11 protein-coding genes are annotated in these 14,263 nt (G+C 63.8%); 7 read left to right on the top strand and 4 right to left on the bottom strand.

What is annotated here, in order from left to right:
- The first annotated feature begins 252 nt into the window (after positions 1 to 252).
- From BCA01S_RS12570 to BCA01S_RS12580, 3 genes are all read left to right on the top strand, one after another.
- A complete protein-coding gene (locus tag BCA01S_RS12570; RefSeq protein ID WP_027777190.1) occupies positions 253 to 483 on the top strand; it encodes a DUF2795 domain-containing protein in 231 nt (76 codons plus the stop codon).
- On the top strand, positions 480 to 1,397 hold the full coding sequence (locus BCA01S_RS12575; protein ID WP_027777191.1) for an AraC family transcriptional regulator: 918 nt from the start codon (positions 480 to 482) through the stop codon (positions 1,395 to 1,397). The genes BCA01S_RS12570 and BCA01S_RS12575 overlap by 4 nt, the downstream gene beginning before the upstream one ends.
- A 118-nt stretch (positions 1,398 to 1,515) precedes the next feature.
- The gene (locus BCA01S_RS12580; RefSeq protein WP_027777192.1) at positions 1,516 to 1,905 is read left to right on the top strand and encodes a cupin domain-containing protein; all 390 of its coding nucleotides are present in this window, start codon (positions 1,516 to 1,518) and stop codon (positions 1,903 to 1,905) included.
- A 13-nt stretch (positions 1,906 to 1,918) separates the two neighbouring features.
- On the opposite strand, the gene BCA01S_RS12585 is transcribed toward BCA01S_RS12580, so the two are convergent.
- Entirely contained in the window at positions 1,919 to 2,929 is a 1,011-nt protein-coding gene (locus BCA01S_RS12585; protein WP_027777193.1) for a LysR family transcriptional regulator, read from the bottom strand.
- 272 nt (positions 2,930 to 3,201) lie between these two features.
- On the opposite strand from BCA01S_RS12585, the gene BCA01S_RS39040 reads away from it, so the two are divergent.
- Positions 3,202 to 3,414: a hypothetical protein gene (locus BCA01S_RS39040; RefSeq protein WP_020070213.1), complete on the top strand. Its 213-nt coding sequence runs from the start codon at positions 3,202 to 3,204 to the stop codon at positions 3,412 to 3,414.
- A gap of 48 nt (positions 3,415 to 3,462) precedes the next feature.
- Here BCA01S_RS39040 and BCA01S_RS12595 read toward each other — a convergent pair whose 3' ends face one another.
- Positions 3,463 to 4,080, bottom strand: coding sequence for a TetR/AcrR family transcriptional regulator (locus tag BCA01S_RS12595; protein ID WP_020070212.1), 618 nt, complete (start codon positions 4,078 to 4,080; stop codon positions 3,463 to 3,465).
- A gap of 218 nt (positions 4,081 to 4,298) precedes the next feature.
- On the opposite strand from BCA01S_RS12595, the gene BCA01S_RS12600 reads away from it, so the two are divergent.
- From BCA01S_RS12600 to BCA01S_RS12610, 3 genes are read left to right on the top strand one after another with little or no spacing between them, the layout of a single operon-like run.
- Positions 4,299 to 5,462: an efflux RND transporter periplasmic adaptor subunit gene (locus BCA01S_RS12600; protein WP_027777194.1), complete on the top strand. Its 1,164-nt coding sequence runs from the start codon at positions 4,299 to 4,301 to the stop codon at positions 5,460 to 5,462.
- Positions 5,459 to 8,587 carry an efflux RND transporter permease subunit gene (locus tag BCA01S_RS12605; protein WP_027777195.1) on the top strand — a complete coding sequence of 1,043 codons (3,129 nt, stop codon included), beginning with the start codon at positions 5,459 to 5,461 and terminating at the stop codon, positions 8,585 to 8,587. Before BCA01S_RS12600 ends, BCA01S_RS12605 begins: the two co-directional genes overlap by 4 nt.
- Before the next feature lie 2 nt (positions 8,588 to 8,589).
- A complete protein-coding gene (locus BCA01S_RS12610) occupies positions 8,590 to 10,179 on the top strand; it encodes an efflux transporter outer membrane subunit (protein WP_027777196.1) in 1,590 nt (529 codons plus the stop codon).
- A 338-nt stretch (positions 10,180 to 10,517) separates the two neighbouring features.
- On the opposite strand, the gene BCA01S_RS12615 is transcribed toward BCA01S_RS12610, so the two are convergent.
- Both BCA01S_RS12615 and BCA01S_RS12620 read right to left on the bottom strand, forming a co-directional pair.
- Positions 10,518 to 11,396, bottom strand: a complete 879-nt coding sequence (locus BCA01S_RS12615) for a lipid A biosynthesis lauroyl acyltransferase (protein ID WP_027777197.1) — start codon at positions 11,394 to 11,396, stop codon at positions 10,518 to 10,520.
- Between the two features lie 354 nt (positions 11,397 to 11,750).
- Positions 11,751 to 14,252: a penicillin-binding protein 1A gene (locus BCA01S_RS12620; protein ID WP_027777198.1), complete on the bottom strand. Its 2,502-nt coding sequence runs from the start codon at positions 14,250 to 14,252 to the stop codon at positions 11,751 to 11,753.
- Positions 14,253 to 14,263 lie beyond the last annotated feature (11 nt).

Genomic DNA, 14,263 nt, shown 5'->3' on the forward strand with positions numbered 1-14,263 from the left:
AGCGGGAGGAAGCGCGCTAAGCTCGACTAGCGACACGGCCAGTCCTGCTCGACCGGCTCTGACAGCCTCCGAGCGTCCAGAAGAGTTGGAGCGGACTCGAGACGACGCGAAAATTTCGGGCTCTCGAGTGGCAAGCAGCGGCAGTTACCCGCCAATCTGGCGACAATACGCATCCTCAGACGCCGATCGAACGCCAACCAGACGACAACCGACCGCCACCAATCCACCCCAACCGTACCAACAGGAGCTTGCATGACGACATCGTCCATCCCCGGGGAATCCATCGACTTGCAGATCTCCGACGTGCTCAACGACGTCCACTTCCCGGCTAACAAGGACGCTCTGGTCGATGCCGCCCGCGAAGCCGGCGCGAGCAACGAGGTCCTGTCGATGCTCGACGGCCTGCCCGAGCAGGATTACGCCGACGTCGCGTCGGTCACGAAACTGATCGGCGGCAATTACGGACCAGGTCTGAGCGCGTGAGCGAACACGCAAAGGCGCCCCGGCGCCTCGCCGCACCGCTGGAACGGCGCGGCGCGGACTGGATCTATCGCTCGCCGCAATCCGGCAGCACGGGCGGCCCGCCCGGCGGCTCGGGACGCGGCGACATACATGGCGCAGGCGGTATCGAAAGGATCGAGGCGTTTTTCCACGGCGCCGGCTATGCGATGCACCGCCACGATACCTACGCGATCGGCCGCACGCTGGCCGGCGTGCAAAGCTTCCGCTATCGCGGCAGCCTGCGCCACAGTTTGCCCGGCGGCACCATGGTGCTGCATCCGGACGAACCGCACGACGGCCAGGCCGGCACCGGCGAAGGGTTCCGTTACCGCATGGTTTATGTCGACCCGGCTCTCTTTCAGCAGGCGCTCGGCGGCAAGCCCCTGCCCTTCGTGCACGGCGGCTTGTCGAACGACCCGCGTCTTTTCGCTGCGACGGAAAACCTGCTGCGCAGCATGGATCGCGCGATGGACCCGTTGGAACAGGACGACGGGCTCTACGAACTGGCCACGGCGCTCGACGCGGCAGCGGGCACACGGCCCGTGCGCCGCCCGGTGGATTACGCCGCTGCTCGCCGTGCCCGCGAGTATCTGCTGGCGTCGCTCGAACACACGGTGACGCTCGGCGAACTCGCGGCGGCCGCAGGACGCGACCGATGGAGCCTGTCGCACGATTTCCGCGCGCTGTTCGGCACGAGCCCGCACCGTTACCTCACGATGCGGCGTCTCGACCTCGTGCGCCAACTCGCGCTGGCCGGCATGCCACTCGCCGACGCCTCCGCCGCGAGCGGCTTCTCCGACCAGAGTCACATGACGCGGCACTTCAAGCGCTCATGGGGCGTGGCGCCCGCACAGTGGCTCAACATGGTCGGGGCTACATCGCCAGCCGCCCGCTAGGCGCGAAAATGCCGCGTGTCGCGCGCGGCTCCCGCCCACAAACGTTCAAGACTCGCCGGCACTTCGCGCAGTACGCTCGTTTCAGAGACGTCAATCATCTTTGGAGAAGGAGCACAGCATGTCGAATAGTCAGGCAACCCAGCAAACCTACCGCGCGATCAATTTCGCTGACAAGCTCGCGCTGTTCAGCGATCAATGGCAAGCGCGGGTCGTCGCGGAGATGAACGACTACCAGTTCAAGGTCGTGCGCATCGAGGGCGATTTCGTGTGGCACCAGCATGCGGACACGGACGAAACATTCATCGTGCTGGACGGCCAGTTGCGCATCGACATGCGCGACGGCTTTGTGATGCTGTCGGCGGGCGAAATGTTCGTCGTGCCCAAAGGCACCGAGCACAAGCCATTCGCCGAACGCGAGGTCAAGCTGCTGCTGATCGAGCCGCGCGGCGTCAAAAATACCGGCGACGAAACCAACGAACGCACAGCCGCCAACGACCTGTGGATTTGAGCGCGGCTGGCCGCTATGCAGGCAACGGCGCCGACAGCGGCGCATTCGCAGGCGGGCGCGGCCACGGCTGACAGACCGCACCGGCGGTTGGGCGCGCGTGCTTCGCGCGTCGAGAATCGCGCGCGGGCGCCGTCGCGTCCGACTGGAAATGCTCGACGAGGTGATCGACGAACGTGCGGACCTTCGCGGGCAGGTGCAGGCGGCTTGGATAAGCAATCGTGATCTCGATCTCCGGCAGACGGTAATCGCCGAGCAGTTCGACGAGCCGTCCGAACGCAAGGTCGCGCGCGATCAGGTAGCTCGGCAGAATAGCCACGCCCATGCCGAGCAGCGCGAATTGCCGCAGCATTTCGCTATTGTTCGCGGCAATCGCGTTCGCGGGCCTCACGCGGACGAGCCCTTCCAGCCCGCTGAACACACGCTCCTCGCCGCCCTGCTCGGGCGGCCGGCTCAGGCACGGATGACCCAGCAGATCTTCCGGCCGCGTAGGCGTGCCGTGCCGGGTCAGGTAGGCAGGCGTCGCGCAGACCGTCAGCTGACACGTAGTCAGCCGCCGCGTGACGATACTCGCGCTGCGCGCCGGGCGTCCGGCCAGAATACCCACGTCGAAGCCTTCTTCGACGAGATCGGCGTGACGGTCGGCAAGCGTCACGTCGGGCATCACCTCGGGATAGCGCGCGGTGTACGACTGGACGGCCGGCGCGAGGCTCTGCAGCCCGAAGACGACCGGCGCCACGATGCGCAGCGTGCCGACCGGCTCGTGATGACGCGCCACCACCATCTGCTCGACGCCGTCGAGGTCGTCGAGAATGTGGCGCACGCGCTCCAGGTAAGTCGTGCCCGATTCCGTCAGCGAAAGACGACGAGTGGTGCGATTCAGCAGGCGGGTGCCGAGACGCGCCTCAAGATCCGCCACATGGCGGGTGACAACGGCGGTGGAAAGATCCAGCGCGCCCGCCGCGCGAACGAAACTGCCGAGGTCCGCCACCTTGACGAACACGCGCATCGACTGCAATTGATTCATGGGACGACTCCTGCCTCGAGATGCCGGGCCGGCGCAGCGCTGCCGCCTGTATCACCCCGCGCGGCAAGGCTCGCGCGGATTTGCCCAACGAATCGATTGTATCGACCCGACCTGTCCCAATCCTGACCTGTACATGACAATCACGTCAGCTTTACCGATGCGCACGCACCACTGTTTCAAGCATTATTGCGGTTTTTGGCTAGGTATAAACCCTTAGCCACTGGTAAGATGACGACCGGAAAAAATTCACCGCTATTCGTTCGCCAACTGCCATGCCACATCGTTTCCAACTTTTCGAAAAAATTGCGTTTTCTCTGGTCTGCTGGTCCGCCGCGGCCTGCTCGGCTTTCATCGCTTATGAGCGCTGCCCCGATATCCAGGTCGTCCTTCATGCGGGCGAGGAAGTTTTGCGCACCAGCGGGGAATATTCGTTCGTCTGCGCGAGCCCGGTTGCGGATAGCTGCACGCAACTCGCGACCAACTGATTGAGCCATCGTCGCGCGGGAGGCGGCCGGACCGGCCGCCTCTTGGCGTTATGCGCTGCGGCCGAACACCACGCGCGAAAAGAATCCTGCCAGCACCGCTTCTGCCATTTCACTCGGCACATTCTGCGGATCGACGGTATAGAAGAACTGCACACCGTCGCACAAGCCCATCAGGCCCATGGCCAGCATCTCTGGCGGCAATAGCAGCGGCGTGCCGACCCGCGCCGAAAATTCGCGGACATAGGCGGCCAGTTGTTCGAGCTTCTCGTGCAGGAAGGCGTTGAAACGCAGCCTGAAGCGCCCGTCTCGCGCCGCAAGAAGCTTCGCCTCCACCCACAGCAAAAAGCATTTGTTCTCGCGATGCAGGTTGCTGTAGTAGCGCATCACGCGCTCTTCCATCACTTCCCGCGTGGCCGCGTTCTCGAAAATGGCCCGCAAACCCGCCTGCATGGTTTCGTGGTCGCGCCGCAGTAGTTCGAGAAACAACTCATTCTTGCTGCGGAAATTCGAATAAAACGCGCCGCGCGTATAGCCTGCCGCTCCGGCAATGTCTTCGACACTCGCCGCGACAAAACCCTTCTTCATGAAAATTGCTTGCGCAGCGTCGAGCAGACGCTGACGTGTCTGGTCTTTGCTTTGCTCGCGTGTCAATCGTTGCCGTTTCATGGGCAAGAGTCTAGCACCTAAAAGAATTCCAATTCGCCTCCCCATTCAAATACAGGTGTGTATTAGAATGCGATACATCATTGGAAGTCAGACACGTATGCCAGTTGCATGAATCGGCATGCGCTCTTCGCTGGCGAGCCGCCGCGGCTTGCCGTGTTCGTTCGCTGTCTCCTGTTGGGGTAATTGTGAAGCGTCCCGGTTTTCCCGCATCGTCGGCGATGCGCGAGCAGTCCCATCGTCTCGCGCGGCCAGGGCTTCTGCGCCGCGCCGCGTTCGCGCTCGCTCTTGCAGGCGTAGTCGCGCTGAACGCATGTTCGAAGAAAGAAGCAGCCGCGCCCGAGCCGCGTCCGGTGGTAGCCGTCGCGGTTCATGCGGACGGCAATACGGCACCCGTTACGTCACTGCCCGGCGAAGTGCAGGCGCGCTATTCGACGCCGCTGTCCTTTCGGGTCGGTGGCAAGATCGTCGAGCGGCGCGTGCGTCTTGGCGACGTGGTCAGGAACGGCCAGATCGTCGCGCGGCTCGACCCGTCGGATGCGCAGAAGAACGCAGCCAGCGCGCAGGCCCAACTCGCCGCCGCCGAGCACAGCTATAAATACGCGAAGCAGCAACTGGACCGCGATCAGGCGCAGGCAAAAGAAAATCTGATCGCACCCGCGCAGCTCGAGCAGACCACGAATGCGTATGCATCGGCTGCCGCGCAGCGCGATCAGGCGGCGCAGCAGGCGGCCCTATCGAAAGACCAGTTGCAATACACCACCCTCGTCGCCGATCACGCCGGCGTAATCACCGCGGAGCAGGCCGACACGGGTCAGAATGTGTCGGCAGGCCAGGCGGTCTACAACCTCGCGTGGAGCGGCGAAGTCGACGTAGTCTGCGACGTGCCGGAAAGCGCGCTGGCCGGACTTGCGGTCGGACAGACGGCAAACGTCACGCTCGGTGCGCTGCCGGGGCGCAAATTCACGGCGCGCGTGCGCGAGCTCTCGCCCGCCGCCGATCCGCAAAGCCGCACCTATCGCGCGAAACTCACACTCGACAATCCGGGCCCCGACGTACGCCTCGGCATGACCGCGGACATCGCGTTGTCCGCGCCTGCGCCGTCGTCGGCGAGCGGCGCGCAAAGTCAGCACGGCTTCATCGTGTTGCCGGCCACTGCGCTCTTCCATGACGGTACGCAGCCGGCCGTGTGGGTCGTGCGTGCCGCGGACAGCATGCTGGAGCTGCGCCGCGTCACCGTCGCGCGCTATAACGAACGCACAATCGTCATCAGCCAGGGCCTCAAAGACGGCGAGCGTGTCGTGCTGCAAGGCGTGCACACCGTGAGCGCCGGCGAGAAAGTCCGCGCAATCGCACCGCTGCATCCCGAGGACTTCGCTTCATGAGCACGACGCATGAAGAGGGACGCTTCAACCTGTCCGCGTGGGCGCTGCGTCATCAGGCTCTGGTCGTCTTCCTGATCGCGCTTGCTACCGCATTCGGCATCCTCGCCTACACGCGGCTCGCGCAATCCGAAGATCCACCCTTCACGTTTCGCGTCATGGTGATCCGCACGTTCTGGCCCGGCGCGACCGCGCGGCAGGTGCAGGAACAGGTCACGGACCGCATCGGCCGCAAGTTGCAGGAAACGCCCGCGATCGACTTCGTGCGCAGTTACTCGCGCCCCGGCGAGTCGCTGATGTTCTTCACGATGAAAGACTCGGCGCCGGTGAAGGACGTGCCCGAAACGTGGTATCAGGTGCGCAAGAAAGTCGGCGATATTGCGGCGACGTTGCCGCAAGGCATCCAGGGGCCGTTTTTCAACGACGAGTTCGGCGACGTCTACACCAACATCTACACGCTCGAAGGCGACGGCTTTTCTCCCGCGCAACTGCACGATTACGCGGATCAGTTGCGCACTGTTCTGCTGCGCGTGCCCGGCGTCGCCAAGGTCGATTATTTCGGCGATCCGGATCAGCACATCTACATCGAAATGACGAATACGCAGTTGACGCGTCTCGGCATTTCGCCCCAGCAACTCGGCCAGGCGATCAACTCGCAGAACGCCGTAGCGCAAGCGGGCACGCTGACCACGACCGACGACCGTGTGTTCGTGCGCCCGAGCGGCCAGTTCAAGGACGTGGCCGCGCTCGCCGACACGCTGATTCGCATCAACGGCCGTTCGTTCCGTCTCGGCGACATCGCGACAATCAAGCGCGGCTACGACGATCCGGTAGTCACCCAGATGCGTGCGGGCGGCAAGGCGGTGCTCGGCATCGGCGTGACGATGCAGCCGGGCGGCGACGTGATTCGTCTCGGCAAGGCGCTCGACGCGGAAATGGTCCGCCTGCGAAAGGCTCTGCCCGTCGGCTTGCAACTGACCGAAGTGTCGAGCATGCCGCACGCGGTCGCGCATTCCGTCGACGACTTTCTGGAAGCCGTGGCCGAAGCCGTCGCCATCGTGCTCGTGGTGAGTCTCGTGTCGCTCGGCGTGCGCACCGGCATGGTGGTGGTGATCTCGATTCCGGTCGTGCTCGCCGTCACCGCGCTGTGCATGTACCTGTTCGACATCGGGCTGCACAAGGTGTCGCTCGGCACGCTCGTGCTCGCGCTCGGCTTGCTCGTCGACGACGCGATCATCGCTGTGGAAATGATGGCGGTGAAACTGGAACAAGGCTGGAGCCGCACGCGTGCCGCGGCGTTCGCCTATACCAGTACCGCGTTTCCGATGCTGACCGGCACGCTCGTCACCGTGTCCGGTTTCCTGCCGATTGCATTGGCCAAGTCGAGCACGGGCGAGTACACGCGCTCGATTTTCGAAGTCTCCGCCATCGCGCTGATTGCGTCGTGGCTCGCAGCCGTCGTGTTGATTCCGCTGCTCGGCTATCACCTGTTGCCCGAGCGCAAGCGCGCGGCGCACGAAGCCGACGACCACGAGCACGACATTTACGACACGCGTTTCTACTCACGTCTGCGTGGCTGGATCGGCTGGTGTATCGAACGACGTTTTGTCGTGCTCGCGATTACCGTCGTATTGTTCGTGCTCGCGATGGCGGGTTTCACGCTCGTGCCGCAACAGTTCTTCCCGAGCTCCGATCGGCCCGAACTGCTGGTTGACGTGCGGCTGCCCGAGGGCGCCTCGTTCAATGCCACGTTGCGCGAGGCGCAGCGGCTCGAAAAAGTGCTGGTGGGCCGGCCCGAAATCGATCACACGGTGGATTTCGTCGGCACCGGTGCGCCGCGTTTTTATCTGCCGCTCGACCAGCAGTTGACCCAGCCCAATTTCGCGCAGTTCGTGATTACGGCGAAATCCGTGAAGGACCGCGAGAAGCTCGCGCAATGGCTCGAACCCGAATTGCGCAACAACTTCCCTGCCATCCGCACGCGCCTGTCGCGCCTCGAAAACGGGCCGCCCGTCGGCTATCCGGTGCAGTTCCGTGTGAGCGGCGACGACATCGCGACGGTCCGCTCGATCGCGGAACGCGTTGCCGCGACGCTGCGCGCCGACCACGGCACGCGCAACGTGCAGTTCGATTGGGACGAGCCCGCCGAGCGCTCGGTACGTTTCGAAGTCGATCAGAAGAAGGCCCGGGAACTCGGCGTGAGCTCCGACGACATCTCGAGCTTCCTCGCGATGACACTGTCGGGCTATACCGTCACCCAATATCGCGAGCGCGACAAGCTGATCAGCGTCGATCTGCGTGCGCCGAAGGCTGAGCGCGTGGATCCGGCGAAGCTGCTTACGCTCGCCATGCCGACGCCGAACGGCGCGGTGCCGCTCGGTACGCTCGGGCATCTGCGCAACGATCTGGAGTATGGCGTGATCTGGGAACGCGACCGGCAGCCCACTATCACCGTGCAGTCAGACGTGGCGCCGGGCGCTCAAGGCATCGACGTCACGCATGCTGTCGACAAGGCGCTGGGTCCGATTCGGGCGAGCTTGCCCGTTGGTTACCGCATCGAGATAGGCGGCTCGGTCGAGGAAAGCGGCAAGGGCCAGACGTCGATCAATGCGCAGATGCCGATCATGATCATCGCCGTGCTGACGCTGCTGATGGTCCAGTTGCAGAGCTTCGCGCGCGTGCTGATGGTGGTGCTCACCGCGCCGCTCGGCCTGATCGGCGTCGTCTTCACGCTGCTGCTGTTCGGCCAGCCGTTCGGCTTCGTCGCAATGCTCGGTGTGATCGCGATGTTCGGGATCATCATGCGTAATTCGGTCATTCTGGTCGACCAGATCGAGCAGGACATTGCTTCAGGGCACAAGCGTTTCGATGCAATCGTCGGCGCCACGGTGCGGCGTTTCCGGCCGATCACACTGACCGCCGCGGCCGCCGTCCTCGCGCTGATTCCGCTCTTGCGCTCCAACTTCTTTGGTCCGATGGCGACCGCGCTCATGGGCGGCATCACGAGCGCGACCGTCCTCACCTTGTTCTATCTGCCGGCTCTTTACGCCATGTCGTTCAGAGTACGCAACGACGAGCGTGAGCCGCAAACGCCGTCCGCGTCCGGCGCGGCGCATACGGGGAACTGAGCATGATCCACTTCGCACGTTCCTGCGTCGTTCGATGCTTCGGCGGTTTGAAGGCGGCACACCTGCCGTCGTGCGTTGCGCTAGCGGGCTCCGCTTTTGTATTGGCGGCCTGTTCGTTCGGGCCTAACGGCGAGCCGCCGGCGATGCCGCAGCCGGTCCACTACGGCAGCGAAGCGCAGCCGGCGCAGACGGTCCCGGCGCAAGGCGTCGCGCAGCAGTTCGTGGTCGGCGCGAAGCCGGTACCCGAATGGTGGAAGCTGTATCGATCGGACACGCTGAATGCGCTCGTCGAAGAAGGGCTGCGCAACAGCCCGACCCTCGCGGCGACCGAGCAGAGTCTCGCCGCCGCGCGCGAACAACTGCGCGGCCAGATTGGCAGTTCGATGCTGCCCACCATCGACGCAGGCGGCCAGGCGACGCGCAATCGCGCGCTCGCAATTCCGGAGATTGGCCCTAACACGTTCCTGTACAACATCTTCGTAGGCCAGTTACAGGCGCATTACACGATCGACCTGTTCGGCGCCTCGCGCCTCGCCGACGCCGCGCTAGCTGCACGCGTGAACGTCCAGGCGTATCAGTTGGACGCTGCCCGTCGCGCGCTCGCCGCGAACATCGTGAGCGCCGCGATTACGAGCGCCGCGTTGCGCGCGCAGATCGACACCACCGAAAGGCTCGTGACGCTTGCCGACGATCAGGCACGCGACACACAACGACGTTATGCGCTCGGGGCCGTGTCGCACGCCGATCAGTTGAGCGCGCAACAGAGTGCGGCGAGCTTGTCCGCGAGCCTGCCGGGGTTGCGGCAGCAATGGCAAACCACACGTCATGCGTTGGCCGTGCTGCTCGGTCGTAGCCCGGACGCCGCGCCAGCCGATCTGGAACTCGCGGGCTTGCATCTGCCCGAGCAGGTGCCGGTGGTCGTGCCGAGCGAACTGTTACAGGCACGGCCCGACATTCAGGCTGCCGACGCCGCGCTAAAAGCTGCGGCCGCCGATGTGGGCGTAGCGACCGCGCAGATGTACCCGAGCCTGTCGTTAAGCGCATCGATGGGACAAGGCGGCTTCAGCTGGCCCGTCGCGCTGTCCGGCGCGGGCGCCATCTGGAGCATCGGCGCCTCTTTATCGCAGCCGTTATTTCACGGCGGCGCGCTGGTGGCACAGCGCCGCGCGGCCATGAACACCTATGAGGCCACGGTGTCGCAATACAAGCAGACGGTGCTTGCCGCGTTCCAGAATGTCGCCGACACGCTGGCCGCGCTCGAACACGACGCGCAGGCGCTGGACGCCGCGAATACAGCGACACGTTCCGCTCAGGGAATTTTCGATGAAACCTCCGGCCGCTATCGGCTCGGCGCCGTACCTGTATCGTCCACGCGTACGAGCGAGCAGCAATTTCGCAACGCGCAACTCGACGAGATTCGCTATACGAGCGCGCGTCTGACGGACACGGCGGCGCTATTTCAGGCGATGGGCAATCCGCCCGTCGAGGCGGCGGGTTCGGGAGCAAGTCCAGGTGTGACTGCACAGTCAACATTAAAGGAAACGAAGGAAACTGCGCGGGCGTCCGGGGCCGAACCAGCTAATCCGAATTGACGCCGCGCACTTATCCCCAGTTGATGTTGAATAGGCTGTTGAAAACTTTCTGACAAACGGGCTAACTCGTTGAGCCGGCTGGTGTTATGGGTGACGGCGTGGAATGAAGCATAGGTCGATAGGATGGGAAGCGTCCGTCGGATCAGATGTTGGTAGCCCATATGGTTGTAGCCCCTATGCGTCGCGGAACCAATCTATCCACAGACTTTGTTCACAGCTTTGTGGATAACCATAGGACACAGCAGCCAAGTGCTTGAACGCACAAGCGTTTGCCCTTGTGACGCGTTTGCCGCCACTGCCCGCGCAACGAAAGCACGCACATACGGCCGCCCGCTGCGTCAATAAACGCCCGCCTCCCCTTCCGGACGGTTCTTGAAGCGCTTGTGCACCCAATAATATTGATCAGGAATCCGTCGCACCTGCGTCTCGAGAAACTCGGTGATCCGTCGTGCGTCCACCGTTACGTCGTTCGACGGAAAACCGGCTAGCGGCTCGAAGATACTCAGCTTGTAGCCGCGATAGCCCGGCAGCACCTCCGTCACGAACGGCACGACCCGGGCGTTCGCCGCGCGCGCCATCCGCGAGACAGACGTGAGCGTGCAGGCCTGGACGCCAAAAAACGGCACGAACACCGAATCGCGCAAACCGAAGTCCATGTCCGCCGCGAGCATCACCGGCGTGCCGTCGCGCAAGGCCCGCAACGCACGCCGCACACTGTCGCTGCGCGGAATCATCTCGGTGCCGAAACGCCCGCGCTGGCGCCTCGCCATCGCGTCGAGCAACAGGTTCGACATCGGCGTGTAAAGCGACGCCACTGGATGCCGCGTCGAATACATCATGCAGCCGGCCTCGATGCCGACAAAGTGGAAGCCGACGAAGATCGTCGGTTGAGACCGAACCTCCGAGAGATCGATTGCGCTTTCCACTTCGACGAGTCGGGCCAGCGCCTGCGCATTGCCGAACCATTGCGGCCCGCGCTCGACATAACTGCGAATCACATGGCAGAAATGCGCGCGCGCCAGACGTTCGCGCGCTGCGTCGCTCATGTCGGGGAAACACAATTTCAGGTTGGTATGCACCACCCGCCGGCGCGTGCTCGGAATCCGGTACAGCAGAGCGCCGACGCCGTTGCCAAACCGCGCGACGAGCCCATACGGCAATATAGCGAAGGCGCGCAGCAGCCCCGTCATCAGACAGATGAGAATTCGACTTTTCAATGCGGGAACCCGGTGGATGCTGGAAGGCAAACACGTCGGCGGCTGCGGCTGTGTGCCCCCAGCGCTCAACGTGGCATGTGCGCGTATCCGGCCGGGTCCGGGCGCGCTTGAGGGATGGTGACGCCTTGCTCGCCGCAAGACGCAGCCATGCTCGAGATAGAAACAGCTAACGAATCCAGCCTGCTAATGGACCCCGATCGAGCATCGCAGGCATGATTAAAACACAGCGTGCGTCCCGCCAACAGAATCGGCAGACTAGCTACCGCCGCAGCGCAGCCGGAAAGCGTGAAGCCCGCACGGTGTTACGGCTACGGGCACCACGTTGCGCGCGCCGATCGGCTAGCGCGCACATTGTTAAGGCTTGTTCGACTCGAACAGATCCATGATCTGCTTCTTCTCATTGGACGACACGCTCGGCGGCGGCACTGCCGGCGGCGTCAAGCCCGCGGGCCCCACGCCTCCAACCGCGTCGTTCACACCCGCCGTCGGATTCGCCGAATCGAGGCCGATGCTCGCGACAAAACCGTTCCCCGGCGTCATGTCCGAGTAGAACAATTCGCCGTCGACGGAAGTCACCCCTTCGGGCTGCGCCGGCTCGCTCTGCGGCACGCCGCGCAACGCGCGCTGCATGTACTCGACCCAGATCGGCAGCGCGAGCTGTGCGCCGAATTCGCGGCTGCCGAGCGTCTTCGGCTGGTCGTAACCCATCCATGCGACCGCGACGAGCGATTGCTGATAGCCGGCGAACCAGCCGTCCTTTGCGTCGTTGGTCGTTCCGGTCTTGCCCTGCAGGTCCGACCGATGCAGCACGTTGGTGCCGGCGCCAGTGCCCGCGGTTGCGACCGAATGCAGCAGGCTGTTCATGATGTACGCGTTACGCGGCTCAAGCGTGCGCGGCGCGTCGCGACCCGCGGTAAGCGGCTGCGCTTTCGACAGCGGCTCGCCGCGTGCGTCCGTTACTTCGTTGATCAGATACGGGTTGATGCGATAACCGCCGTTCGCGAAGACCGAATACGCACCCGCCGACTGCAACGGCGTCACGAGCCCCGCGCCGAGCGCCATCGGCAGGTAGGGCGGAGTCTTGTCGGCGTCGAAACCGAAGCGTTGCGTAACGAAGTCTTGCGCGTACTTCGTGCCGATATACGACAGAATCCGGATCGATACCAGGTTCTTCGACTTCTGCAACGCGAGGCGCATCGGCATCGGCCCGTCGGGCTGGTCATCGTCTTTCGGCTCCCACGCGTCGCCGCCCGGCGTGCTCGACGGGAAGTACAGCGGCGCGTCGTTGATGATCGTGGCCGGTCCGAGCCCCTTGTCGAGCGCCGCCGAATAAATGAAGGGCTTGAAGCTCGAACCCGGCTGACGCCAGGCTTGCGTGATGTGATTGAACTTGTTCTTGTTGAAGTCGAACCCGCCGACGAGCGCGCGAATCGCACCGTCCTGCGGCGTGAGCGACACCAGTGCGCCCTCCACCTGCGGGAGCTGCGTGATCTGCCAGTTGCCTTTGGCGTCGCTCATCACGCGCACGATCGATCCCGGCCTGATCTTCGTTGCGGCCGCGCCGCGTGCGCTCAACGCACTGGCGACAAAGCGCAAGCCATCACCGCCGATAGTCACCTGCGTGCCGTCGACCAGTTGCGCCTTCACCTGCTTCGGGCTCGCCTCCGTGACGACAGCGGCGATGATCTCGCCGTTATCGGGATGATCGTTGAGCGCGTCGTCGATAGTCTGATCGCGGTCGTCGCCAGGCGCTGGCAATTGCACGAAGCCTTCCGGCCCGCGATAACCGTGGCGCCGCTCGTAATCCATCACGCCCTTGCGCACCGCGCGATACGCGGCGTCCTGGTCGGCGGAATCGATGGTGGTCGTGACATTCAGGCCGCGCGTATAAGTTTCGTCCTTGTACTGCGCGTACATCATCTGGCGAACCATTTCGGCAATGTACTCGGCGTGCACGCTGTATTCGTTGCCGGGGTTCCGCGTGTGAATCTCTTCCTTCACCGCCTGGGCGTACTGCTCCTGGCTGATGTAGCGCAACTCCAGCATGCGCCTGAGAATGTATTCCTGACGGATTTTTGCTCGCTTCGGATTCACGACCGGGTTATACGCGGACGGCGCTTTCGGCAGACCCGCGAGCATCGCGGCCTGCGCAAGCGTGATGTCTTTCAGATCCTTGCCGAAGTACACGCGCGCTGCCGCAGCAAAGCCATAAGCGCGCTCGCCCAGATAGATCTGGTTCATGTACAGCTCGAGAATCTGGTCCTTCGTCAACGCGCGCTCGATCTTGTAGGCGAGCAGCATTTCGTAGATCTTGCGCGTATAGGTTTTCTCGCTCGACAGAAAGAAGTTGCGCGCAACCTGCATCGTGATCGTGCTCGCGCCCTGCGACGCGCCGCCGTGCGCGAGGTCGGCAAAGCCGGCGCGCAGAATGCCGAGGAAGTCGACGCCGCCGTGCTCGTAGAAGCGATAGTCTTCAATTGCGAGCACCGCTTTCTTCATCTGGTCGGGAATGTCCTGGAAGCGCACGAGACTGCGCCGCTCCTCGCCGAATTCGCCGATCAGCACATGGTCCGCCGTATAGACACGCAGCGGCACTTTCGGACGGTAGTCGGTCAGCGCGTCGAGCGAAGGCAGTTGCGGCCCCATCACGACAAGTGCGTAGCCGACGATCAGCGCGCCGACCACGGCGACGATCGCGACGAGGCTCGCGAACCAGATCGCGACCGTCGCGCCGATCGAGCGTCCGCCCTCTCCGGCGTCGCGCGAAGCGGCGTTGCGTCCCTGCGTGCGGTGGTAGGAGTCCCGGTCTTGACCGGCCGGAGATTGCGAGGAATGCGGTCGTTTGATGATTGGCATGACTGGAATAG

Origin of the sequence: Paraburkholderia caledonica NBRC 102488, from assembly GCF_000685095.1 — a bacterium.
Lineage (GTDB): Bacteria > Pseudomonadota > Gammaproteobacteria > Burkholderiales > Burkholderiaceae > Paraburkholderia > Paraburkholderia caledonica.

Coding starts and splice junctions, on each gene's coding strand:
- BCA01S_RS12570 (WP_027777190.1), top strand. CDS start 253: ATGACGACATCGTCCATCCCCGGGGAATCCATCGACTTGCAGATCTCC.
- BCA01S_RS12580 (WP_027777192.1), top strand. CDS start 1,516: ATGTCGAATAGTCAGGCAACCCAGCAAACCTACCGCGCGATCAATTTC.
- BCA01S_RS12585 (WP_027777193.1), bottom strand. CDS start 2,929: ATGAATCAATTGCAGTCGATGCGCGTGTTCGTCAAGGTGGCGGACCTC.
- BCA01S_RS39040 (WP_020070213.1), top strand. CDS start 3,202: ATGCCACATCGTTTCCAACTTTTCGAAAAAATTGCGTTTTCTCTGGTC.
- BCA01S_RS12595 (WP_020070212.1), bottom strand. CDS start 4,080: ATGAAACGGCAACGATTGACACGCGAGCAAAGCAAAGACCAGACACGT.
- BCA01S_RS12600 (WP_027777194.1), top strand. CDS start 4,299: ATGCGCGAGCAGTCCCATCGTCTCGCGCGGCCAGGGCTTCTGCGCCGC.
- BCA01S_RS12605 (WP_027777195.1), top strand. CDS start 5,459: ATGAGCACGACGCATGAAGAGGGACGCTTCAACCTGTCCGCGTGGGCG.
- BCA01S_RS12610 (WP_027777196.1), top strand. CDS start 8,590: ATGATCCACTTCGCACGTTCCTGCGTCGTTCGATGCTTCGGCGGTTTG.
- BCA01S_RS12620 (WP_027777198.1), bottom strand. CDS start 14,252: ATGCCAATCATCAAACGACCGCATTCCTCGCAATCTCCGGCCGGTCAA.